20 protein-coding genes are annotated in these 20,547 nt (G+C 43.7%); 11 read left to right on the top strand and 9 right to left on the bottom strand.

All coding sequences use genetic code 11. From position 1 onward, the window contains the following. The first annotated feature begins 167 nt into the window (after window positions 1-167). Both AC1DU2_RS16400 and AC1DU2_RS16395 read left to right on the top strand, forming a co-directional pair. A complete protein-coding gene (locus tag AC1DU2_RS16400) occupies window positions 168-359 on the top strand; it encodes a hypothetical protein (RefSeq protein WP_147055220.1) in 192 nt (63 codons plus the stop codon). 108 nt (window positions 360-467) lie between these two features. Further along, the gene (locus AC1DU2_RS16395; protein ID WP_477385331.1) at window positions 468-2,174 is read left to right on the top strand and encodes a sodium:solute symporter family protein; all 1,707 of its coding nucleotides are present in this window, start codon (window positions 468-470) and stop codon (window positions 2,172-2,174) included. Between the two features lie 398 nt (window positions 2,175-2,572). On the opposite strand, the gene AC1DU2_RS16390 is transcribed toward AC1DU2_RS16395, so the two are convergent. After that, entirely contained in the window at window positions 2,573-3,421 is an 849-nt protein-coding gene (locus tag AC1DU2_RS16390; RefSeq protein WP_477385330.1) for a DUF2911 domain-containing protein, read from the bottom strand. A gap of 300 nt (window positions 3,422-3,721) precedes the next feature. On the opposite strand from AC1DU2_RS16390, the gene AC1DU2_RS16385 reads away from it, so the two are divergent. Continuing rightward, on the top strand, window positions 3,722-4,909 hold the full coding sequence (locus tag AC1DU2_RS16385) for a class I SAM-dependent rRNA methyltransferase (RefSeq protein ID WP_477385329.1): 1,188 nt from the start codon (window positions 3,722-3,724) through the stop codon (window positions 4,907-4,909). 60 nt (window positions 4,910-4,969) lie between these two features. Here AC1DU2_RS16385 and AC1DU2_RS16380 read toward each other — a convergent pair whose 3' ends face one another. Together AC1DU2_RS16380 and AC1DU2_RS16375 are read right to left on the bottom strand one after the other, a co-directional pair. Next, on the bottom strand, window positions 4,970-5,677 hold the full coding sequence (locus tag AC1DU2_RS16380; RefSeq protein WP_477385328.1) for a fatty acid desaturase: 708 nt from the start codon (window positions 5,675-5,677) through the stop codon (window positions 4,970-4,972). Between the two features lie 30 nt (window positions 5,678-5,707). Then, complete coding sequence (locus tag AC1DU2_RS16375; RefSeq protein WP_477358621.1) at window positions 5,708-6,559, bottom strand: 4-hydroxy-3-methylbut-2-enyl diphosphate reductase; 852 nt, start codon at window positions 6,557-6,559, stop codon at window positions 5,708-5,710. Between the two features lie 694 nt (window positions 6,560-7,253). On the opposite strand from AC1DU2_RS16375, the gene AC1DU2_RS16370 reads away from it, so the two are divergent. From AC1DU2_RS16370 to hemH, 5 genes are all read left to right on the top strand, one after another. Further along, on the top strand, window positions 7,254-7,814 hold the full coding sequence (locus AC1DU2_RS16370; protein WP_477358623.1) for an RNA polymerase sigma factor: 561 nt from the start codon (window positions 7,254-7,256) through the stop codon (window positions 7,812-7,814). Beyond that, window positions 7,811-8,374, top strand: coding sequence for a hypothetical protein (locus AC1DU2_RS16365; RefSeq protein WP_477385327.1), 564 nt, complete (start codon window positions 7,811-7,813; stop codon window positions 8,372-8,374). Before AC1DU2_RS16370 ends, AC1DU2_RS16365 begins: the two co-directional genes overlap by 4 nt. Further along, window positions 8,355-9,794 (top strand): DUF4097 family beta strand repeat-containing protein, encoded by a 1,440-nt coding sequence (locus AC1DU2_RS16360; protein WP_477385326.1) that lies wholly within the window; start codon window positions 8,355-8,357, stop codon window positions 9,792-9,794. The genes AC1DU2_RS16365 and AC1DU2_RS16360 overlap by 20 nt, the downstream gene beginning before the upstream one ends. Before the next feature lie 84 nt (window positions 9,795-9,878). Continuing rightward, on the top strand, window positions 9,879-10,655 hold the full coding sequence (locus AC1DU2_RS16355; RefSeq protein WP_477385325.1) for a TerC family protein: 777 nt from the start codon (window positions 9,879-9,881) through the stop codon (window positions 10,653-10,655). A gap of 130 nt (window positions 10,656-10,785) precedes the next feature. Continuing rightward, window positions 10,786-11,817, top strand: a complete 1,032-nt coding sequence (hemH, locus tag AC1DU2_RS16350) for a ferrochelatase (RefSeq protein WP_477385324.1) — start codon at window positions 10,786-10,788, stop codon at window positions 11,815-11,817. Window positions 11,818-11,829: 12 nt separating this feature from the next. On the opposite strand, the gene AC1DU2_RS16345 is transcribed toward hemH, so the two are convergent. Next, window positions 11,830-12,318, bottom strand: a complete 489-nt coding sequence (locus tag AC1DU2_RS16345; protein ID WP_477385323.1) for a CAP domain-containing protein — start codon at window positions 12,316-12,318, stop codon at window positions 11,830-11,832. Window positions 12,319-12,628: 310 nt separating this feature from the next. Here AC1DU2_RS16345 and AC1DU2_RS16340 point away from each other — a divergent pair, with 310 nt between their 5' ends. Beyond that, window positions 12,629-13,408, top strand: a complete 780-nt coding sequence (locus tag AC1DU2_RS16340; protein WP_477358635.1) for a GH12 family glycosyl hydrolase domain-containing protein — start codon at window positions 12,629-12,631, stop codon at window positions 13,406-13,408. 148 nt (window positions 13,409-13,556) lie between these two features. On the opposite strand, the gene AC1DU2_RS16335 is transcribed toward AC1DU2_RS16340, so the two are convergent. After that, a complete protein-coding gene (locus tag AC1DU2_RS16335; RefSeq protein WP_477385322.1) occupies window positions 13,557-15,119 on the bottom strand; it encodes a M20/M25/M40 family metallo-hydrolase in 1,563 nt (520 codons plus the stop codon). Window positions 15,120-15,307: 188 nt separating this feature from the next. Here AC1DU2_RS16335 and AC1DU2_RS16330 point away from each other — a divergent pair, with 188 nt between their 5' ends. Further along, on the top strand, window positions 15,308-16,075 hold the full coding sequence (locus tag AC1DU2_RS16330) for an SDR family NAD(P)-dependent oxidoreductase (RefSeq protein WP_477358639.1): 768 nt from the start codon (window positions 15,308-15,310) through the stop codon (window positions 16,073-16,075). 56 nt (window positions 16,076-16,131) lie between these two features. On the opposite strand, the gene AC1DU2_RS16325 is transcribed toward AC1DU2_RS16330, so the two are convergent. The 3 genes from AC1DU2_RS16325 to AC1DU2_RS16315 all read right to left on the bottom strand — a co-directional run bounded on the left by AC1DU2_RS16325 (window position 16,132) and on the right by AC1DU2_RS16315 (window position 18,818). Then, a complete protein-coding gene (locus AC1DU2_RS16325; RefSeq protein ID WP_439695193.1) occupies window positions 16,132-16,287 on the bottom strand; it encodes a lmo0937 family membrane protein in 156 nt (51 codons plus the stop codon). A gap of 256 nt (window positions 16,288-16,543) precedes the next feature. Then, the gene (locus tag AC1DU2_RS16320) at window positions 16,544-17,566 is read right to left on the bottom strand and encodes a nucleoside hydrolase (RefSeq protein ID WP_477385321.1); all 1,023 of its coding nucleotides are present in this window, start codon (window positions 17,564-17,566) and stop codon (window positions 16,544-16,546) included. 82 nt (window positions 17,567-17,648) lie between these two features. Next, entirely contained in the window at window positions 17,649-18,818 is a 1,170-nt protein-coding gene (locus AC1DU2_RS16315) for a hypothetical protein (RefSeq protein WP_477385320.1), read from the bottom strand. Window positions 18,819-19,198: 380 nt separating this feature from the next. Between AC1DU2_RS16315 and AC1DU2_RS16310 the strand changes: the two genes are divergently transcribed. Beyond that, window positions 19,199-19,423 carry a DUF4287 domain-containing protein gene (locus AC1DU2_RS16310; RefSeq protein WP_477358648.1) on the top strand — a complete coding sequence of 75 codons (225 nt, stop codon included), beginning with the start codon at window positions 19,199-19,201 and terminating at the stop codon, window positions 19,421-19,423. 84 nt (window positions 19,424-19,507) lie between these two features. Here AC1DU2_RS16310 and AC1DU2_RS16305 read toward each other — a convergent pair whose 3' ends face one another. Next, on the bottom strand, window positions 19,508-20,497 hold the full coding sequence (locus AC1DU2_RS16305; protein WP_477385319.1) for a hypothetical protein: 990 nt from the start codon (window positions 20,495-20,497) through the stop codon (window positions 19,508-19,510). Window positions 20,498-20,547 lie beyond the last annotated feature (50 nt).

Genomic DNA, 20,547 nt, shown 5'->3' with positions numbered 1-20,547 from the left:
AGTAATAAGTATCAGGTAGTAAGACTTTTTGAATACGGAATAGGGGCAAATATTGGTAGGATCTTCAACTTTTTTTATTTTGCCTTGATATGTTAATGTCTACCAAAATAAACTGTTGCTAAAATTCAATTAATCACCTATTTTTGCGGGGTTACAAAACAACAAATATGAAACACCAAGAAGAAGTAAAAGAAAATTTAGATTATATATACTACCTGGTAGCGCTTGTATCGGGTGCATTTGTAGGTGCAATAATTGATAAAGGTTTAACCTGGATTGTTGTTGGTGGTGTATTGGGCTTATTAACTGCCGCTTTCTTCCTGAATGTTTTGGTTAGGGGCCGTGGCGAAAAAATCTGATCCGGATTTACCATCATTTATAAGTAATTGGAACCAGTTTTACGGCATAGTAGCCGCATGGCTGGTTTTTTTAGTTTTTGTATTTTGGCTCATTACAAAATATTTTGAATGAGCTTACCCGACTGGATTGTTTTAGCCCTCACCCTTTTTGGTATAGTTGCCTACGGCATCTGGAAAAGCGGCACCAATAAAAATATCGACCAGTTTTTAATGGGCAACCGATCGTTGCCCTGGTATCATGTTGGTTTTTCGGTTATGGCTACGCAGGCCAGCGCAATTACCTTTCTATCGGCACCGGGCCAGGCTTATGCTGATGGGATGCGTTTTGTGCAGTTCTACTTTGGGCTGCCATTGGCCATGATTGTGCTGTGCGTTACGTTTGTACCCATGTTTAGCCGGCTGAAGGTTTATACCGCGTACGAATTTCTTGAACAGCGTTTTGATTTGAAGACAAGGGCACTAACATCGTTCTTGTTCCTGGTATTAAGGAGCTTATCAACCGGAGTGGCTATTTACGCACCGTCTATTATATTATCAACCATATTAAACATCAATACCGTTTATACCACGCTGTTTATAGGTGGCCTGGTGATATTTTACACGGTTTACGGCGGCAGTAAAGCGGTATCATATACCCAGCTGCTGCAGATGAGCATCATTTTCGCGGGGATGTTTTTGGCCGGAATTTTGGTGGTTGGCCTGCTGCCAAAAGGTGTTGGTTTTACGCATGCCCTAAAAATGGCGGGCAAACTTGGCCGCATGAACGTTATTGACTGGAAGTTTGACTGGGACAACCGATACAATGTATGGAGCGGGCTTATAGGGGGCTTCTTTTTACAACTATCATACTTTGGTACAGATCAAAGCCAGGTTGGCCGCTACTTAACGGGCAGCTCTATTGGGCAAAGCCGCCTGGGGTTGATTATGAACGGGCTGATCAAAATCCCTATGCAGTTTTTGATCCTGCTGATTGGCGTGTTGGTATTTGCCTTTTACCAGTTTAACCGGCCGCCCATGTTTTTTAACAATTACGAGGTGGATAATGTGCGTAAAGGCAGCTACGCCGCAGCATACAACCAGCTTGACCAGCAATATACCCAGGCCTTTGAACAGCGAAAAGCCAAAACCAACGACCTGATTAAGGCTTTTGACAGTAAAGATGCCAGCCAGGTAAGCCAGGCTCAGGCCGCTCTTAAAAATGCCGATAAGCAAGCCAAAGGCATCAGGAAGCAAGCCATTGATGTGATGAAGAAAAGCAACGCTGGTGCCGATGATAACGATACCAACTACGTGTTTCTGACCTTTGTAAAGCAGTACCTGCCGCGCGGGTTGGTGGGGCTATTGATAGCCATCATATTCCTGGCGTCGATGGGTTCAACAGCCAGCGCGTTAAACTCGCTGGCATCTACAACGGTGGTTGATATTTACAAACGCACCATCAATAAAGATGCATCCGACCAAAACTATTTGAATGCCTCGCGGCTGGCAACGGTATTTTGGGGGGTAGTGTGTGTAATTATGGCCTTATATGCCAGCAAGCTGGGCAACCTGCTCGAGGCGGTAAACCAGTTGGGATCATACATTTATGGTACCGTGCTGGGCGTATTTGTGGTAGCCTTTTATATGAAACGCATAAACGGCAATGCTGTATTTATTGCCGCTATCATCAGCGAAGCTACCATTATATATTTAGGCCTAACTAAAACGGTGGCTTACCTGTGGCTTAACCCGATAGGTTGTTTCCTGGTCATGATTTTGGGGCTGGTGTTGAACAGGTTGGTTGGGAAAAAAAGGGTTGTTGCTGAGACAACCTAAATCTGCTACCCGGAACGCACCCCTGCTTACGCGCTATGCCGTCGCGCCCACTGTCGAGCTACTGTCTGTACGCATCTTTTTAGAATCGTATCACTAAACGAAACTGATGTCATTTCGAACGAATCAGAGGTGGATTTAAGTGGGGGGGGAGGAGAAATATTATACGTCCTACATTCCGATAGGCTTTTTGGGATGTAAATCGTCTAAGATTTCTCTTTCGCCCCCTCACTCTTGCCCCCACTGCTCTATCGAAATGACATTTTCTTTTGTTTTAAAGATGTGTACACACAGTAGCTCTCGAGAAGGGAAAAGAAAAAGGCTTTTTGCATCAAACAAAAAGCCTTTTTTATATGTGTTTTCGAAGCCCTCTCCTTTGGAGAGGCTTTGGGTGAGGCTCTTTAATCCTTCGCGTGATCCAGCGCTTCTTTATTTAAACGTTCGTATTCATCATCTTTACTGGCCTTAGATAGGGCTATACCTGCTTCGGCGGCCGCAATAGCGCCTGCTTTATCGCCTTTGCGTAATAGCAAGCGCGATTCCCATAGTTTATACCAGGGGCCTTTAGGCTCAATTTTTTCGGCCTCGTAAACCCAACCTAAAGCTTTGTCAACATCTTTGTTGTTTTCGTAGTAATATTGGATGGCGTTGAAATAGTAAGGCTTCCGGTCGCCTTTCATCAGCTCATCAATATTGGCGGTTATTTTGGCGTCATCATCTGTTTGTAAATGAATCATAACCGAAGTGTGGTCCCAAACCAGGTACAGGTCAGAAAACTTGGTGGTTGAGTTGGCAAAAGCCATAGTAAAGGTTTCGCGCTTTTCGCTTACGCGCATGGGTTTCAGGGTAAAGCGTAAAAAATCTTCTGATTGTTTATAGCTGTAGGCGCCCCATTGTTTAACTACTTTGTTTAATATAATAGTCCACTCATTTTTTTCGGGGATGCTAAATAGCGAGTAGCTGCCTGCGGGTACACTATTGCCTTCAATTAAAACTTTTTCAGAAAAGGTAATTACAGTGGCTGCGTTAGCGCCGGTGCGCCAAACCTCGCCCCAGGGAATGATGCCGCCAAAAATTTTGCGGTCTTTAACATTTGGGCGCGAGTAAGTAACGGTTACTTTACCCAGTCCAAAATCCTGGATAATGGTTTGCGTAGAACTGGCCTCAGGAATGCGGGGCACCTGGGCATAGCTTTTATAGCTACAACATGCCAATAGCACTGTAGCTACCAATAGGTAAATTTTTCTCATGTTTATGTTTCGGATACTAAGATACCAAATGTTTTTAATTGGAAAATATTGTGTTGGAGTAATAAAATGACGAATGGTTTAATGGGCTTAAAGCTTAAAGCAAAAAGCCGAAAGCATTTTATAGCTGCAATCATAGCTTTTAGCCTTTGAACTTTCAGCTTAAAGCAAAAAGCTCAAAGCATCGTGCAACAGCTATCATAGCTTTAAGTCTTAAGCTTAAAGCAAAAAGCATTGTGCAGTTGCCATCATAGCTTTTAGCCTTAGGCTTTGAGCTTTCAGCTTTTTACTACCTTTGCACCCATGATTGACGTTGTTTTAAGTAAAGGCAAAGAGAAAGCTGTTGTACAAAGGCATCCCTGGGTGTTTTCGGGAGCTATTGATAAAGTAAAGGGTAAGCCCGCCAATGGCGATGTGGTACGCCTGCTTAATGCCAAAGGCGAATTTATGGCCTATGGTTTTTATAACGATCAATCGAGGGTTGCTTTACGTTTGTTGGAATGGGACGAGGCAGCTGAAATTAATGACGACTGGTTTCGCAGCAAATTGGCAACGGCAGTTAAAAGCCGCGCCAATGTACTGGAAAACGGCACCAATACCTGCCGCCTGGTTTTTAGCGAATCGGATTACCTGCCGGGGCTTATAGTTGATAAGTACGCCGGGCATTTGGCGGTGCAGGTGCTTACATCGGGTATGGAACGTATGATGCCGGTAATTATTGACGAATTGCAAAAACTGCTGAACCCCGAAAGTATCTCGGATAAAAGCGATGCAGCATCCCGGGCGCATGAGGGCATGGGCGAAACCGAGAATAAAGTATTAGCCGGCAACCCGCCACCCGAAATAGTAGAGGTGCTGGAAAATAATGTGGTTTACGGCATCAATATCACCGAAGGTCAAAAATCCGGTTTTTATTGCGATCAGCGGGATAACCGCCACGTAGTTGCCACTTATGCCAAAAACAAAAAAGTACTGGATTGCTTTTGCTATACCGGCGGCTTTACCCTAAACAGCCTTAAAAACGGCGCTGCATTTGTAACCAGTGTAGATAGCTCGGCCCTGGCCATTGAAACGCTAAAGGAAAACATCCTGCTTAACAAACTGGATGCTGATAAACATACCTCCATTAAATCCGACGTAAATACCCAGCTCCGCAAATTCAGGGACGATGGTGAAAAGTTTGACATTATCGTGCTCGATCCACCTAAATACGCACCATCACGCTCAGCGCTAACAAGGGCTTCCCGCGCTTACAAAGACCTGAACCGACTGGGCATGCTGTTACTGAACGAAGGCGGCCTGTTGGCCACTTACTCCTGCTCGGGCGCTATGGATATGGAAACCTTTAAACAGGTAATAGCATGGGCTGCTTTAGATGCCGGTAAACAGGTGCAATTCATATACCAGTTTCACCAGCCGGAAGACCATCCCGTAAGGGCTTCTTTCCCGGAGGGGGAGTATTTGAAAGGGTTGCTTTGCCGGGTATTTTAAAGAAGAAGCAAGAATTAAGATAGAAGGAAAATTGTTTTGCTATGCCGGGACAAGACACAGTTATCTTGATTCCTGGCTCTTGATTCCTGATTCTTTTCCCTGGCTTCGCCACAGCATCCACCACGGCGTTCCCGGCGAATGGTGGTGCTCATAATGATAACCAAAAAAGTAGCAGCTAAAAAATGCCAGTACGTGGTTTTTCTTTTGGCTTCGGGCAAAATAGATATTATCATGCTCGCCTTTGTGGGGTTGGTAAGTGCCAAAATAAAACAGCTGCAAGGTGCTGAGTAACGATGGCGCTACCCAAAACAGCAGCAGGTTTTGCTGGGGAATCCAGATTTTTAATACGTTAAACAAAGCCGCCATTACTACAATTTGCCATATAGAAAGATAGTTGCGGATAAACCTTACATACCAGCTCCAGAAACTGCCGTTGTGGTAATCCGGGTCGTGGGTGGTGTGTACATGACTGTGGTGCAAATGATGCTTGGTGTACAGTTGCGGATACCAGAATGACGCGTAAAAAAAAGTGCACAGGTAACCAATAAAGTTATTGATGCCCCGGTTGGGCGATATGCTGCCGTGCATGGCGTCATGCGCGGTGATAAACAGGCCGGTATATAAATGCATTTGTACCAAAATCAACAGGTAAACCAGCGGATTGGTAAAACTAAAATGCCATTGCATTAATAAAATAATAGATATTACCCAGCAACCTATTACCGCAAGGGCAACCAGTAAACCGATATTAGAAGGGCTTTTATGCATGCGGGTTATACAACAGCAAAAAGCGTGCTGTTAAATACTTTCAATAGCTTCTTTTACCTGCTGCATTAGCCACATTGGGGTTGATGTTGCGCCGGCAATGCCCACGGTATCATTTGGCGAAAACATGGATGGCTCCAATTCGGCCGTCGACGAAATGAAATAGGTATTAGCGTTATGCTTGCGGCAAACCTCAAACAGCACCTTACCGTTTGATGATTTTTTTCCGGATACAAATACTATTTTATCAAAACGGGTAGCAAATTTAGGCAAATCCTTATCCCGGTTTGATACCTGGCGGCAAATGGTATCATTGGCTTTCAGGTTATACCCGCGGGCTATCAACTCATCTTTTACGTTGTAAAACTTTTCCATGCTTTTGGTGGTCTGGCTGTACAGTGTAATGTTTTGCGGTAGCTCCATATTGTCCAGTTCGGCAATATCCTGAAAAACCAGGGCTTCATTATTGGTTTGCCCCTGCAGGCCAACAACCTCGGCATGGCCATGTTTACCAAATATCAGGATCTTCTCGTTTGAATCGTACGATGTTTTAATCCGGTTTTGCAGTTTTAGCACTACCGGGCACGATGCATCTATCAGGGTAATGTTATTCTCTAACGCGGTGCGGTAGGTGTCGGGCGCTTCACCATGGGCCCGGATAAGTACTTTCTCGTTACGCAGGTTTTTCAGTTCGGCGTGCTCAATAATGCGCAGGCCTTGTGCTTTCAGTCGTTCAACTTCCTCGTCGTTATGCACAATGTCGCCCAGGCAGTACAGGTAGCCATCTTCGGCCAGTATCTCTTCTGCCATATCAATGGCATAAACCACCCCAAAGCAAAAGCCCGAATCCTGATCAATAGTAACCTTTAAATTATACGCTCCCATGGTGTTGCAAATATACCTATGATTTTGTTGATTATTTAACAGGATTGTAAAGATTAGGTTTGATGGCGTTATGACGAATCTTATGGTTAACGGTTTTTAATTATTTTACCGGCATGGGTTAATTTGCCCCTCAACCATAAGGAGGGTTCGGAGCCGAACCCAGCAGTTAAAAGGTAAGATTCCCGATTTTTCGAATTGCTTTTTCTTCGTTTTTGTAAAAAAAATCTTCGTTTTGTGTTTGTATTAATTAATACACGTTTTGTTTTAATAAATGACACATTTGTTGCAAAAAAGTTTGAATTAATAGCCTTGTTTTTACCTGTTTGTGCATGAATAAAGCGCGGTTTTTAAATATAAAAGGAAGCGTGTAAATTTGTAGTGGTTATCACAAATAAAAACGATTTCCAAGTTACTTTACAATTATTGCATTTGTAAAATCCGCTTTAATTTGCGTGGATTATTATCTGTCAACTTTGACGCCCCACACTACATATCACAGATCCGTTTTGATTGACAGGCTCGTGTTTCAAATTAAATTCCATAATTTGCGTATTACACGCTCAGATAATACCGCAGCCGATCATGAAATCATCTGCACATTTGAAATCTGAAATTTGCACATCAATAAATTATTTCCCCGTTCCGTGCAACGTTGTAAAATAGCTTGCGTCTATTAATCTGAAGCTTAACGCAATTGGAAGCAATATTTATAGATAAACATTATAGCCTGGTGCTGGAGTGCAAACAAGGAAGCAAAAAAGCTTCTTATGAGCTATACCGCCTTTACTCAAAAGCGATGTTGAACGTCGCCTTTAGGATAGTGGGCAATATTGGCGAGGCCGAGGATGTTTTGCAGGAAGCTTTTCTTGATGCTTTTAACAAGCTAAAGGATTTCAGGCAGGAAACCACATTTGGGCTTTGGCTCAAACAAATAGTGGTAAACCGGTCAATAAATTTGCTCCGTAAACGAAAGCTGGAGCTTATTGAAATAGAAGGTGATCACTTGGAAAATATTCCGGATGAGGAACCCGAAGATGAGGACGATGTGCAATACCAGGTGGTGTTGGTTAAAGAGGCTATGAAACAATTACCGGATGGTTACCGGCTTGTGTTATCCCTTTACCTGCTTGAGGGTTATGATCACGAAGAAATAGGACAAATATTAAATATATCTGAAAATACCTCGAGAACGCAGTTTTTGAGAGCAAAAAGAAAACTAATGGAAATTTTAAAAGGAAGAGGAAAAGTGTCATGAGCAAGCGATTTGAAGATTTCATGAAAAATAATCACGAAGAATTTGACGAGATTGAGCCATCGGCAGATCTGTGGAGTAAAATAGAGGCGCGTTTAGATACGCTGGATGCGCCAAAAAAGCGCGAAGCCAAAACCTTTTCGCTCACTTTTGTGCTAAAAATGGCCGCATCTATCATCGTGGTGATGGGTATAGGTTTCGGGGCATATCTCCAAAGCCAGAAAGGCGTAAAAAGCGTTGACCTGGCTGCTATTAACCCCGAATATGCCAAACAACAGGTGCATTATGCATCATTGGTTAAAACGCAGCTTAGTCAGCTTAAAACAGCATCAAAAGGCGACCCGCAGTTGTTTAAAGAGTTTACTGCCGAGATTGCCAAAATGGATTCGACCTATAAAAAACTAAATAGCGATTTAGCCACAAGCCCTAACCAGGAACGCGTTTTACGTGCAATGATCCGGAACTTGCAAATACAAACCGATGTGCTTAGTCAGCAATTAAATGTAATAGAGCAGTATAACGAGACTAATAAAGATCAAGAAAATGAAATCAAAAATATTTAAACCTTTCCTGTTTACGCTGATGGTTTTATTAACCGTAGGCAACATTGGCTTTGCGCAACAAAAACCGGCTAAACCAGCTAAGCCAGCAAAACCTGCCGTAGCGCCCAACGCAGCCCAAACCGCTGATGATGACGATGACGATTCGGACATGGATTCGAAGGATTATCAGCAAAAAATGAAAGATTTGCAGGCCAAAATGCATGATCTGCAGGTAAAAATGAACTCGCTTAACAGGCAAAAATTCAACAAAACCATGAAGCAGAACATGAAGCAGCTGAGCAAAAGCTTTAAGGGTTATGATAAAACGTTCAAATTTGACAGCCTAAAAGGTTTTGCCTATAAGTTTAACGACAGCATGCTAAACTTTGCTTATAAATTTGATACCCACATAGCCCCGATGATAGCCTATGGTTTTAAAGATTTTGATAAAACCTTCAACTTTAATTACAATATAGATGGTGATGATGATACCAAAGTACAAACCGGAGATGAAGTTGTAAAAACCAAAAGCTACAGTAAAAGCTATAATGTTGATGGTAATGATATAATTAACATTGACAATAAATTTGGCAAAATAACGGTAAACACCTGGACAAAGAACGAGGTAAAAGTTGATGTACAGATAAAGGTAACCACCAACGATGCCGATAAAGCACAAAAAATGCTGGATAACGTAAACATCCAGGATAGTAAGGACGGAAACGGGGTTTATTTTAAAACCTCGATAAACTCCAATAACGACAACAATGGCTCATGGGGCGGCTTATTCAGAAGTGGTAACTCGGTGCGGTCAATGGAAATAAATTATACCGTTTACATGCCTGCCAAAAACCCGCTTACCATCAGCAATAAATATGGCGCTACCGATCTGCCCGATCTTGGCGGCAAGCTCATCATTAGTAACTCATACGGCAGTCTGGTAGCTAAAGCACTAAGCAACAATGGCAACCAGATAAGGGTAAAATACGGCAATGCCACCATTGGGAACTTAACCGGCAGCGATCTTGATGTAGCTTACGGCAGCTTAAGCCTGGGCGATTGCGATAAGCTTAATGCCAACCTGAGCTATAGCTCGGCAAAAATTGGCCGTATTAAAACATCGGGTACCATCAACGTTAAGTTTGGTGGCGGTATCAGTATTGAAGATGTTGACAAAAACCTGAAAGATCTTTCAGTACGATCGTCATATTCAAGCATAAAGCTGGGCCTGGGCGATAACCAAAGTGCCGATTTTGATGTAACCGTGCGTTACGGCAGCTTTAACTATGGCAACCACGATGTAAGCCTTACCAGCAAAAGCCCAGCCGATGGCGAGCGCGGATTTAACCCCACCAAAAATTATAAAGGTCATTTTGGTAAAGGCGGTACCGATAAAACAATCACCATCAATTCAACCTTCGGAAGTGTAAACTTTGATTAAGCGATAAATTCATCCTTTTACGCAAGCCCTTGCCCTAAAAAGCAAGGGTTTTGTTATTTTTGGGCTTAACCACATCGCGCACAAATGGATTTATCAATATTTGCCCAGGCCGAAACCTGGATCTCCCTGCTTACACTTACCGTTTTAGAAATCGTTTTAGGTATAGATAACATTGTGTTCATCTCGATATTATCAGATAAGCTGCCTGCAAAACAGCAAAGCAAAGGCCGCCGGGTTGGTTTAGGTATGGCCATGATTACCAGGATATTATTGTTGCTATCCATTAGCTGGGTAATGACGCTTACCGCCCCCCTGTTTAACCTGAGCCATTTATTAAATATTACCGACCCTGATTGGGCCGAAAAACTGGCTATATCCGGCCGCGACCTGATCCTGATCATCGGTGGCCTGTTCCTGATCTATAAAAGTACTGCTGAAATTCACCATAAAATTGAAGGCGAAGAAGAAAGCAGCGAAAATGTAAAGCCGCAGGGTTTTATAGCCACCATTATCCAGATCATGTTGCTGGATATTGTGTTCTCATTAGATTCTGTAATTACTGCCGTAGGTATGGCCAGCCACGTCGAGATCATGATCCTGGCGGTTATCATTGCTGTAGGCATTATGATGTGGGCATCAAACAGTGTATCGGGTTTTGTAAATAAACACCCTACGGTTAAAATGCTGGCACTATCTTTTTTACTGCTGATAGGCGTATCGCTGTTGGCCGAGGCTTTTGAACAGCATATCCCCAAAGGGTATATTTACTTCGCGATGGCGTTCTCGGTTTTGGTGGAGCTATTGAATTTAAAAATGAAAGCGAAGAGAGCCAAGAATCAAGAGGCAAGAATCAAGAAATAGATAGGTGTTCACCTTCGCAACATCGCAAAACGATTTTTTTCATGGATTCTTTCTCGTTATACTTTTGTAATTTATTTACCCCCTACTCCATTGCCAGGTTAAATTTATTTAATTTCGCACACTGAAAATTATGGGCAAAAAAGGTGTTTTATTAGTCAACTTAGGTACACCAAACAGCGCTGCGACGGGCGATGTACGTACCTACCTCAATGAGTTTTTGATGGATCCGCGGGTTATTGATATTAACCCGGTGCTGCGTACTTTACTGGTGCGCGGGTTAATTGTTCCGTTTCGTGCACCAAAATCGGCCAAGCTATACCGGGCTATCTGGAGCGACACTACCGGTTCGCCGCTAATGCATTATAGTATTTTGCAGCAAGAGGCTTTAAAACAACGCCTGGGTGATGAGTATGTTGTTGAACTGGCCATGCGCTACCAAAACCCAAATATCGAATCGGCATTGAACAGGTTGAAAGATGCATTGGTTGATGATATACAGGTGATTGCCCTTTTTCCGCAATATGCATCGGCTAGTACTGGCTCTGTTTATGATAAGGTGATGGAACTGCTGATGCAATGGCCTACCAAGCCAACCATATCGTTTGTCAACTCGTTTCATGATAACGAATTGATGATTGCCACCTTTGCCGAAAACGGTGCCAAATACGATCCCGAAAAATTTGATCATGTGCTGTTTAGTTTTCACGGCCTGCCGCAAAGGCAATTGATTAAAGCCGACCATACCCATAAACACTGCTTAAAGGTTGATAAATGTTGCGAAACAATTACCGATGCCAATAAATTTTGTTATTCGGCGCAATCGCATCAAACCGCAAAGCTGATTGCCGAAAAACTGAATATCCCCAAAGAAAAATATACCATCTGCTTTCAATCCCGCCTCGGTAACGATCCCTGGGTACAGCCCTACACCAGCGAAATTGTAGCCAACCTGGCCAAAGCCGGTAAAAAAAGCCTGTTGGTGTTTTGCCCCGCCTTTGTGGCCGACTGCCTGGAAACTGTTTACGAAGTAACCACCGAGTATGGCGACGAGTTTAAAGCCCTTGGCGGCGAACGTGTACAACTGGTAGAAAGCCTGAACGATTCGCCAACCTGGATTTCGGCACTGGAAAAAATGGTGAGGGATAACCATATTTCGGCCTGAGGGTATTAATAGTCACCTGCCAAATTCCTGTACCCAGTAGCCGTTATAGCTATAAGCCCCCATTTCTACATAAAGCGTATCCATCATGGCCTTGCAGTGGTCGTCGCTCTTTTTCCAGGCTTGCATTACCTGGCCAATAGTAGTATATCCTTTGCCAATGTTTTCGCCTATATACTGGCCTGTGTACCCCGCAGCTATTGCCCGTTGTATGGGCGAGGTACCAGTGGGAGAAATATGATCGAAGTAGTTATTGTTATTCATATCAAGCGCATGGCCTTGCGCGGCAGTAGCCAGGATGTTATTCCACGTTATTTTTTTTGCCGGGGGCATAAAATCGGTGCCGCAGGTACAGCCGGTAGCACGTAATTTATTTACAGAATCGAGCATCGATAATTCCACCCGCCCTACTAATATGGCATTTTCCTTTTTACATGCTATAACGCCGGCAAAAAGTAGGTACCCGAATAAAAACAGCCAACCATAAAAAACACGCTTTACCATTTTATTTCCTGTTAATATCCTGATGTTTCTGATTTCCTGATAGCCCTGCCAATGTTTTAGCCTGCAGAACAGCAATAAAAGTATAACAAATATTTTTTAACTGTAGCGAAAATGGCTAAGGTTGACATTTATACCCCTAAGTATCCACAACGGCAATTACCTTGTTTTATAGTTTTGGTTTAACCAATTGTTAAACAAATGCCAAACGGCAGCCGCCCGGGCTTTCGCAATTTTTTGCCTGGGCGTTAATAAAATGCATCACCATTTTCTTATACATCAAAACCAATATAAACCATTAAAAACCAAAATTATGAAAATGAAAAAACACGTAGTTCTGTTTATCGCTGTTGCGGGCTTAGCCCTGGGCTGTAAAAAAAACAATGCTGAGTTACCGGCTGCTAACGATGGAGAGGTAAAAGCAAACTGGTCGTCAAGTGCAGCCTACGGGTCATGGTCAAACGGGGGCTATACGGTGTATAACGATGTTTGGGGCTCGGGCGCCGGCGGGCAAAATATTTGGGCAAACTCCTATAGCAATTGGGGCGTTTGGGCCAACCACCCTAATACCGGAGGGATTAAATCATACCCCAACTCCACAAAATATGTGGGTATAGCTTTAAGCAGCTTAAACTCATGTACAAGCAGTGCCAACTTTACTGTTCCATCAAGCGGTGCGTGGGAGGCAACTTACGATATATGGGATAGCGGCAACCAAAATGAAACCATGCTTTGGTTAAACTACACCGGCAGCTCCAGTGGCAGCGGTAATGTTAAGCCAATATCGTATAACTACAATGCCAGCGGCGCGGCGGTGCCTGTGTACACCAACGTTAGCGTTGGCGGCCATACCTGGAATGTATTCAGGGGAAATAACGGCTCAAACAACGTTTACTCGTTTTTACGCACAAGTAATACTTCATCAGCAACTGTTGATGTTAAGGCTATTCAAACCTGGATAAAAAACAAGGGTTGGTTTGGCAATATTACACTGGGGAATGTGCAGTTTGGTTTCGAGATCACTTCATCGTACGGAACCAACGGGGGCGGCTTAAACTTTACCTGTAACAGCTATTCGGTTTCTTATAATTGATACGCGCTACAAGTTATTCACCAATCCCACACAGCCTTTGGTCGATTGATCAAAGGCTGTGTGGGGTTTCATAAATGGCATGTTACCCAGCTCTCAATGTTGGATGCTTATAATGAGAAACATCGCGCATGCGGTGGTTTTATCACCCCTAAAACCCATCAAACACAAACTTTTCCTTTACCAGCGGTTTGCGGGGCAGCATATCGGGGCGCGTGGCGGTTTGGTATACAAACGACGCTACAATGATGGCAGCTTGTTTAAGATCGTCAATTATCAGGTGGTCATAATCGTCCAGGTTGCTGTGGTGGGTGCGGGTTTCGTAATCAATGGGGTCCTGCACAAACTGAAAACCAGGGATGCCTGCCCAATCAAAACTGAGGTGGTCTGTTGAGCCGGTATTACTCATGGTTACGGTTTGGGCGCCCAGGTCTGCAAAGGGTTTAAACCATTCGGCAAATATGGGTTTTACGGCCTGGTTATTTTGAGCATAAATACCCCTGATTTTGCCGGTGCCGTTATCGAGGTTAAAATAGGCTGATACTTTTGCCTGCTCGGGTTTTATGGCGAATGTTGTACCATCTATAAAATGATTTTTTACATAATTAAAAGAACCTAACAGGCCCTGTTCCTCACCGCTCCAAAGGGCTATGCGGATGGTGCGTTTAGGCTTAAGGCCCAATGAATCCAGCAAGCGTACGGCCTCCATCATCACTATACAGCCGGCGGCATTATCAGTAGCGCCCGTGGCGGCCTGCCATGAATCAAGATGACCGCCAAGCATTACCAGTTGTGGTTTCAGTTTGGCATCGGTACCGGGAATTTCGGCAACCACGTTGTAGCCTTTGGTATCGTCGGTTTTGAGGTTGCCGCTGATATTCAGGGCCAATTTTACTTTGTGACCAGATAGGATGAGCCTTTTTATTTTTTGCCCGTCTTCTGCCGACATGGTTACCCTGGGTACGGCTTCGGCCACTGTTGTTTTGTAGCCCCCATAGGCCTGCACAACTACGGTTCCGTTATGGTTATTGCTGCCGGTAGTAATATAGGCCAGCGCACCGGATGATTTAAGCAATTCATCAACCTTCGCAAAAATTTTGAAATAACCTTTATACATCTGTATCGTCGATTTATCAATCATGTAGGCATCTTTAAGGTTGGCCAGGGCCGTATCTGCCAATCGCGTAGCCGATGGTTCAAATCTTTCGGCGCTGCTGGCGGCACCGCCGGTTACCAGTACAAATTTGTCCTTAAAATCGGCTGCATGGCTGGCCAGGTAAACGGTATCCATGGCGTTTGCTGGTGTAAGCAGTATAACCTGCCCCTGCTGTAAGCCTTTGGTATTAGCACTCCATGGGCCAGGATATGCCCGCACAGATTGCACATAAGGCGCACGCATTGATATGCTGAAATCCTGCACTTCCCACTGCTTGCCAAATTCGCCCCAGGGCTCCATTTTGGCATTGGTCAATCCCCATTTTTTCATGGTTTCGACAGCCCAGGTAGCGGCCCGCTTGTAACCCGGCGAATTGGTGAGCCTCGGGCCCGAAACATCGGTAAGGTAATGTGCAATTTGCGGAATTTGCGAACTGTTAAGCTCTGCATTCCTGATTTTACGGAAGGCAGCGGTGTCAATAGTTTCCTGCTGCGCATAAGCTGCGGTGCAGGCAAACAGGCTAAGGCCCAGTAGCGTTTTAAAGCTCAAATGTTTCATAATTTGGGAGTGATAGTTAAAAGTAGAGATTTTTTTGATGATATGGTTGCTGAAATAATTAATGTATCTGAAATGTGAACCGTTGACAGGGTTGAGGCTGTTTTTTATATAAAACCACAGTGTAAACTTAAATTTTGATGCGCTTTATGGCTTAGGTTTCCGTTATTTGTTATCCAACCAACAGAGCTATGATGACATTTGATTTTACAAATAAACGGGTTTTAATCACCGGCGGCTCGCGCGGTATAGGGCGGGCTTGTGCTCAGCTATTTGCGGCTGCAGGTGCACAGGTTGCCATAACCTACTTAAGCAACCAACAGGCAGCCGACGAAACACTTGCCCTGTTGCCGGGAACCGGGCACAGCGCATGGCAACTGCAAATACACGAGGCCGATGCGGTTGAAACCTTTATGAAGGCTTTTATAGCAAAGTATAACGGTATTGACGTATTGGTAAACAATGCCGGCGTATTCCTGGAGCATAAGATCATGGATGCTGATTATACTCACTGGCTGGCCATGTGGAAACAAACCATTGATGTTAACCTGGTGGGCGCTGCCAACCTGTGTTACTTTGCCGGTCGGCAGATGGCGGAGCAGGGCGGTGGTAAAATAGTAAACATTTCATCACGCGGGGCCTTCCGTGGCGAGCCTGATTGCCCTGCCTATGGTGCAAGTAAAGCGGGGTTAAACTCGATGAGCCAATCGCTGGCTATTGCATTGGCGCCAAAAGGTGTAAGTATACATGTTATAGCGCCGGGCTTTACAGAAACAGATATGACTGCCGATATTTTGAACAGCCCTGCCGGCCAGGCAATAAAAAACCAAAGCCCCTTTGGCCGCGTGGCAAACACGCAGGAGGTAGCAACGTTGGTGGCTATTTATGCATCACAGGGGATGGAATTTAGCAGTGGTGGTATAATTGACATTAATGGCGCATCGTACCTTCGCAGTTAAAAAATAACCCCGGCCTGTTTTGCAGACCGGGGTTGAAATTTATTTAGAATAGCAGGTTATATTGCCGTATCCCTGCGTAAAAAACCGAGTACTAAAGCTATAATAGCAATAACCAACAGGATGTGGATTAAACCACCTACAGAGTAAACAAACGCGCCAATTGCCCAGCCTATGATCAGGATAACAGCAATGATATACAGTAATGAATTCATGATAGATTTTTTTAATTGTTTATAAAATTGTTTTTCAAATGATGTATTAAACCATTTACAATTTAAATACCAACTCTGTTTTCTACCTTAAATCGCCGTGAACCGCGCTCCCATCTCCTGTTTTCTGTACTTAAAACAAGGTAAATAGGTTATTATTCTATACAACTATCGGTCATTCATATTAATAAATGACATTTTTGCCTCTGTAAATTTATCTTGTAATTTATAAACTATCTTTTTTTGATAATTCAGAAAGCTATTTGGCATTCAGTTCCAGCTTCGCAAAAAAATCATTAAACATCAGGTTGATATCCAATCGGGTGTATACACGGATGTTGCGGCCGCCGGCATTGTAATCATAACCGCCCTGTGCATTTATCTTCGGACAATTTTTAAGCACATATTCGCTGCTCGAAGGGTCGGCCTCAAACGATGATTGCAGGGCGGTAAGCAATACCAGGGGACTATCGCCTAAAACATACGTTTCGCCAATATTCAGGTGCCATTGCTGGATGCGGGTCATCAACCCTTCTATCACATTAGTTAAATATTTGCCGGCCACGCCATGGGGTTTAATTTTTAGTTGCAGCTGCGAATATGGCAGCAAAGCCTGGCGATAAGCATTGCGCGGCACCTGCCACAGCTTTAACTGCGAATGGTTAAAAATTGCCCTGGCAGCAGCGATATCGATATTAAGATTGTATTCGGGGTTGGAGTAATTGGGTGGGGGCAAGGCCAGGTCGGCATATTCGGGGCCGCCTATCCATATCAGGGTAAGTTTGCCGGCTATTGCAGGGTTGGTTAAAACCGCAGATGCAATTTCAGTAAGCCCGGCGCCGCAAATTACGTACAGGGGCAATTGAGTATCGGTACGCGAAGCCTCGTTGATAATCATATCAACTGCTGCGCTTTTAACCGGGGTGGTATCGTTCAGCATCCCGGTGTTTGAACCTGCCACCACTGGTACCCGTCCTGTCATTTTAAGGATGGTTAATAGTTCTGCCGCTTTTTTTGCGGCATTGTCAGCCTGGGTTTTTGAAGGATCAAAACCATCGCCCACTTTTAGATGCGAGCCTATGATGCCCCTGACATCTACCGATTGCGATAACATTAAATGCGTAAGGGCAAATAAGCCGTCCGGGTCGCCGCTAAAATCGTTATCCATTATCACCCGGATTCGTGGCGAAACCGGCTTATTGGCGGCTGTTGCTTGCGCGAGAGCAACACGTGGGATAATAAAAGCAAGCACCAGGCAGGCAAGGATAACACGTTTAACCATGATTTTTAGGGTTGTTAATTGGTAACGGCAATATAATGCTTTTACCTTTCAAATAACCGGGCCTGAAATCATTTACCGCAGCCTATTCATCATCGGCTGTTTCTTTACCTGTTAAGATGCCAAGCTTTTCCATTTTTGCCTTGCAAAGTTCGCGTATGGCTACCTGGATACCAAATTGATCGGTCATGTTATTTTTGATGATTGCTTCCATATACATATCGGCCGAGTCGATATTATCAACCGCTATAAAATAGCGGCACATGCAGGCATAGTAATTTGCAGCTTCGGTGAGGTTAAACACCTTACGGTCGCGATAAATATATCCCAGGTCTGGCTGGCCGTTAAATACGGCAAGTACACCTTCAGGCTCTTCGGTATCAATGAGCATATTGGCATAGCTCACTTTGGCAGGCAAATAATCGGGAAACATAGTGTACATTACTTCGGCTACCCTATAGCTCTCATCATGCTGCCTGTCGGCTTGGAGCGCCGAATGCCATAACATGTACCATGGTGCCGAACCGGTATATTTAGCAATGGCTTTTTGTACACCGGTTATTACCAGGTCATATTCATGGTCAACCGACGCGAGGTTTAGCAGGCGAAAGTATTCCTTTTCTTCCGCTGCACTGTCAAATTTCATATGGGCGGTTTCTTTGGGATCGTCACTAAGGCGATATCTTAAGCCAATAAAAGGTTGGTTAAGCACTTTCCTGGCGCTGTCTGTTCGCAAACGGTCGTCATATACGGCGCTTATTTTTTCATAACCATCCAGTAACAGTTCATTTATAGCTGCCTGTGTTTGGTCAAAATCATTATCATCATCTTCTTCATCGTCATCATCCCAATCCTCGTCATCAAAATCGTCCCAGTCATCGCCATCGCCTAAAAATGTGTAATTACCCCGGCCCGCGGTGCGGTCAAGCGTATTGATGATGGTTTGAACCTTGTAGTCGGAATCATAAGGGCCGGGTACATAACAGGGCATGCCATCCATGCCAAACTTTATTTCTACCAGTTCTATATCCTCGCTGTCCTCTTCTAAAATATATTGGGCAATTTCAAAGTCCTTATGCGGTTTAAATCCAAGGTCTTCGGCATACGCAACCGCGCCATAAATAATGTTGTGAGCTAAAACATAATCGCATACTACGCCACCAACTAATTTGCCTTTCCAGGCATCATATTCTTCTGGATCCAGGTTAAATTCATATAACACATCCTTAGGGCCAAGGCAATACATATCAACCAAAAATAGCCCAATGGTTAAATTGCCGTTTTTGTGCTTCCTTGCAACAAGTATATTAGCTATTCCGGCGGTTTCCCATTCGTTATTTATAATGCATTCGGCAATGGGTAACAGGCGCGCCTGTGTTTTTATATATTTTCGGCACTTAGCTGAACCGGCTTCAGTGCAACAACCTTGGCTTTTTTCTTTTTAGACATAGCAATCGGGGCAGATGATTAATAGCAAAGATAATAAATTAGGGAATTTCAGCAGACATTTGTACTTATGAAGCGCAACGCCAACTACCGCCATTTTGGCCCCTTAATGCTAAATCAGTTAAAAAAACAGTTCGAATTTGATGTTTACATTTTATATTTAGCTTTATAAACCAAGCATAACCAACTATGTCATTCCAGGGATATTTAAAAACAATAAAAATCAAAACGGGCAAAGAGCCCGCGTATTTCAGGGCGATAGCCGAAGAAAAGGGTTTTACACAAAGCGGCGAATTAAAAGCAAAAGCGGGCGATATTGTAGCCTGGCTGAAGGCCGACTTTGATCTTGGCCACGGCCATGCCATGGCAATTTATGCTTTACTAAAAGGCATTAAGAACGAGGATAGTGAATAGGAATAAACAAAGAAGCTATATATTCAATAGCTCCCTTGCCTGGCAATCTGACTTTTAGCTTTCAGCCTTAAGCCTTTGGCTTACTTACATTTTTTGCTTCATGTCAAAGTGCTCAACGGTTTTAACGCCCGTCGGCCATTCGTTAAAAGCAGAATACAGCACGTATTTATTATCCTTATCAATGCCGGGGATAGTTTTATCTATCACTTTCCTGATCACTTCGTTCTCTTTTTTGACAGCTGTAGTATCGCTTAGCTTGATATTGGTTAGGTAATATATCATCGGGAATGTGCCTTCCTTATCTTCCTGGGTAAAAATGCGTATAATTTCAAGGTGGGTTGGCGCGCCTTTAATGGGCAACGGAACCCGGTATTTAGCGGATACCTGGTTTAAAACGTTGCTGTAAAATTCACCGGCTTCGGCTTCATTATCATATTTCCAGAGGCTGCTTGGGCGTGAACAATTGATAGCCGAAGCTCCGTCATTAAGTGCGTTTACCAGGAAGCCTTTTGTGTAAGCAGCCTTAGCATCGGCTAAAAGCGCTGTCATGCTTTTTCCGTTTTTGGCATAGGCGTTGGTTTCCAGCTGGCTAAGTTTCCAGCCATAATCGTATTTGCAATAAAGTGCCGTTATCATATACTGGTTGGCAGTATGTTTGGGCACAAAAAAGGCTATGTACATCTCTTTAACACCGCCGGGGCAGTAAACGGTGTATTTGCCGCCAGTTAAGGCCGATTTAATGGTATCGCCATGAATGTAGCGGTTAACCACATAATACTCGTCAAGTATTTTGTAATCATCTTCCTTAAAACGATTACTTACCAGTTCAACAGCGCGTTTCCTGTTGGTAACGTCAATAAAATCCTGCGACATGATGTATTCCAGCTGAGGTTCGTCATCGGTTTTCAACGCTGCAAACAGTTTGTCGTTTAAATCGTGGAAGCGGCTTTGATCGCTTGAGCTTATTTTTTCGTTTTTATAAATACCTGGGCCGCTGGGACTGCCACAACTTTGCAATATGGCTATGAAAAGTAAAAAGACGGATATCTTTTTAAGATGTTTAATATTGTTCATTTTAATTGTAAAAGGTTCCTGTTACGATAATACTGATTTTTTAATTATTG

The sequence above is a fragment of the Mucilaginibacter sp. P4_C11 genome (genome assembly GCF_056402115.1).
This window is presented reverse-complemented; position numbering and strand designations above follow the sequence as displayed.

What these genes read in the sequence shown, in the direction of transcription:
- AC1DU2_RS16400 (WP_147055220.1), top strand. Translation starts at nt 168, where the DNA reads ATGAAACACCAAGAAGAAGTAAAAGAAAATTTAGATTATATATACTAC.
- AC1DU2_RS16395 (WP_477385331.1), top strand. Translation starts at nt 468, where the DNA reads ATGAGCTTACCCGACTGGATTGTTTTAGCCCTCACCCTTTTTGGTATA.
- AC1DU2_RS16390 (WP_477385330.1), bottom strand. Translation starts at nt 3,421, where the DNA reads ATGAGAAAAATTTACCTATTGGTAGCTACAGTGCTATTGGCATGTTGT.
- AC1DU2_RS16385 (WP_477385329.1), top strand. Translation starts at nt 3,722, where the DNA reads ATGATTGACGTTGTTTTAAGTAAAGGCAAAGAGAAAGCTGTTGTACAA.
- AC1DU2_RS16380 (WP_477385328.1), bottom strand. Translation starts at nt 5,677, where the DNA reads ATGCATAAAAGCCCTTCTAATATCGGTTTACTGGTTGCCCTTGCGGTA.
- AC1DU2_RS16375 (WP_477358621.1), bottom strand. Translation starts at nt 6,559, where the DNA reads ATGGGAGCGTATAATTTAAAGGTTACTATTGATCAGGATTCGGGCTTT.
- AC1DU2_RS16365 (WP_477385327.1), top strand. Translation starts at nt 7,811, where the DNA reads ATGAGCAAGCGATTTGAAGATTTCATGAAAAATAATCACGAAGAATTT.
- AC1DU2_RS16360 (WP_477385326.1), top strand. Translation starts at nt 8,355, where the DNA reads ATGAAATCAAAAATATTTAAACCTTTCCTGTTTACGCTGATGGTTTTA.
- AC1DU2_RS16355 (WP_477385325.1), top strand. Translation starts at nt 9,879, where the DNA reads ATGGATTTATCAATATTTGCCCAGGCCGAAACCTGGATCTCCCTGCTT.
- hemH (WP_477385324.1), top strand. Translation starts at nt 10,786, where the DNA reads ATGGGCAAAAAAGGTGTTTTATTAGTCAACTTAGGTACACCAAACAGC.
- AC1DU2_RS16345 (WP_477385323.1), bottom strand. Translation starts at nt 12,318, where the DNA reads ATGGTAAAGCGTGTTTTTTATGGTTGGCTGTTTTTATTCGGGTACCTA.
- AC1DU2_RS16340 (WP_477358635.1), top strand. Translation starts at nt 12,629, where the DNA reads ATGAAAATGAAAAAACACGTAGTTCTGTTTATCGCTGTTGCGGGCTTA.
- AC1DU2_RS16335 (WP_477385322.1), bottom strand. Translation starts at nt 15,119, where the DNA reads ATGAAACATTTGAGCTTTAAAACGCTACTGGGCCTTAGCCTGTTTGCC.
- AC1DU2_RS16330 (WP_477358639.1), top strand. Translation starts at nt 15,308, where the DNA reads ATGATGACATTTGATTTTACAAATAAACGGGTTTTAATCACCGGCGGC.
- AC1DU2_RS16325 (WP_439695193.1), bottom strand. Translation starts at nt 16,287, where the DNA reads ATGAATTCATTACTGTATATCATTGCTGTTATCCTGATCATAGGCTGG.
- AC1DU2_RS16320 (WP_477385321.1), bottom strand. Translation starts at nt 17,566, where the DNA reads ATGGTTAAACGTGTTATCCTTGCCTGCCTGGTGCTTGCTTTTATTATC.
- AC1DU2_RS16310 (WP_477358648.1), top strand. Translation starts at nt 19,199, where the DNA reads ATGTCATTCCAGGGATATTTAAAAACAATAAAAATCAAAACGGGCAAA.
- AC1DU2_RS16305 (WP_477385319.1), bottom strand. Translation starts at nt 20,497, where the DNA reads ATGAACAATATTAAACATCTTAAAAAGATATCCGTCTTTTTACTTTTC.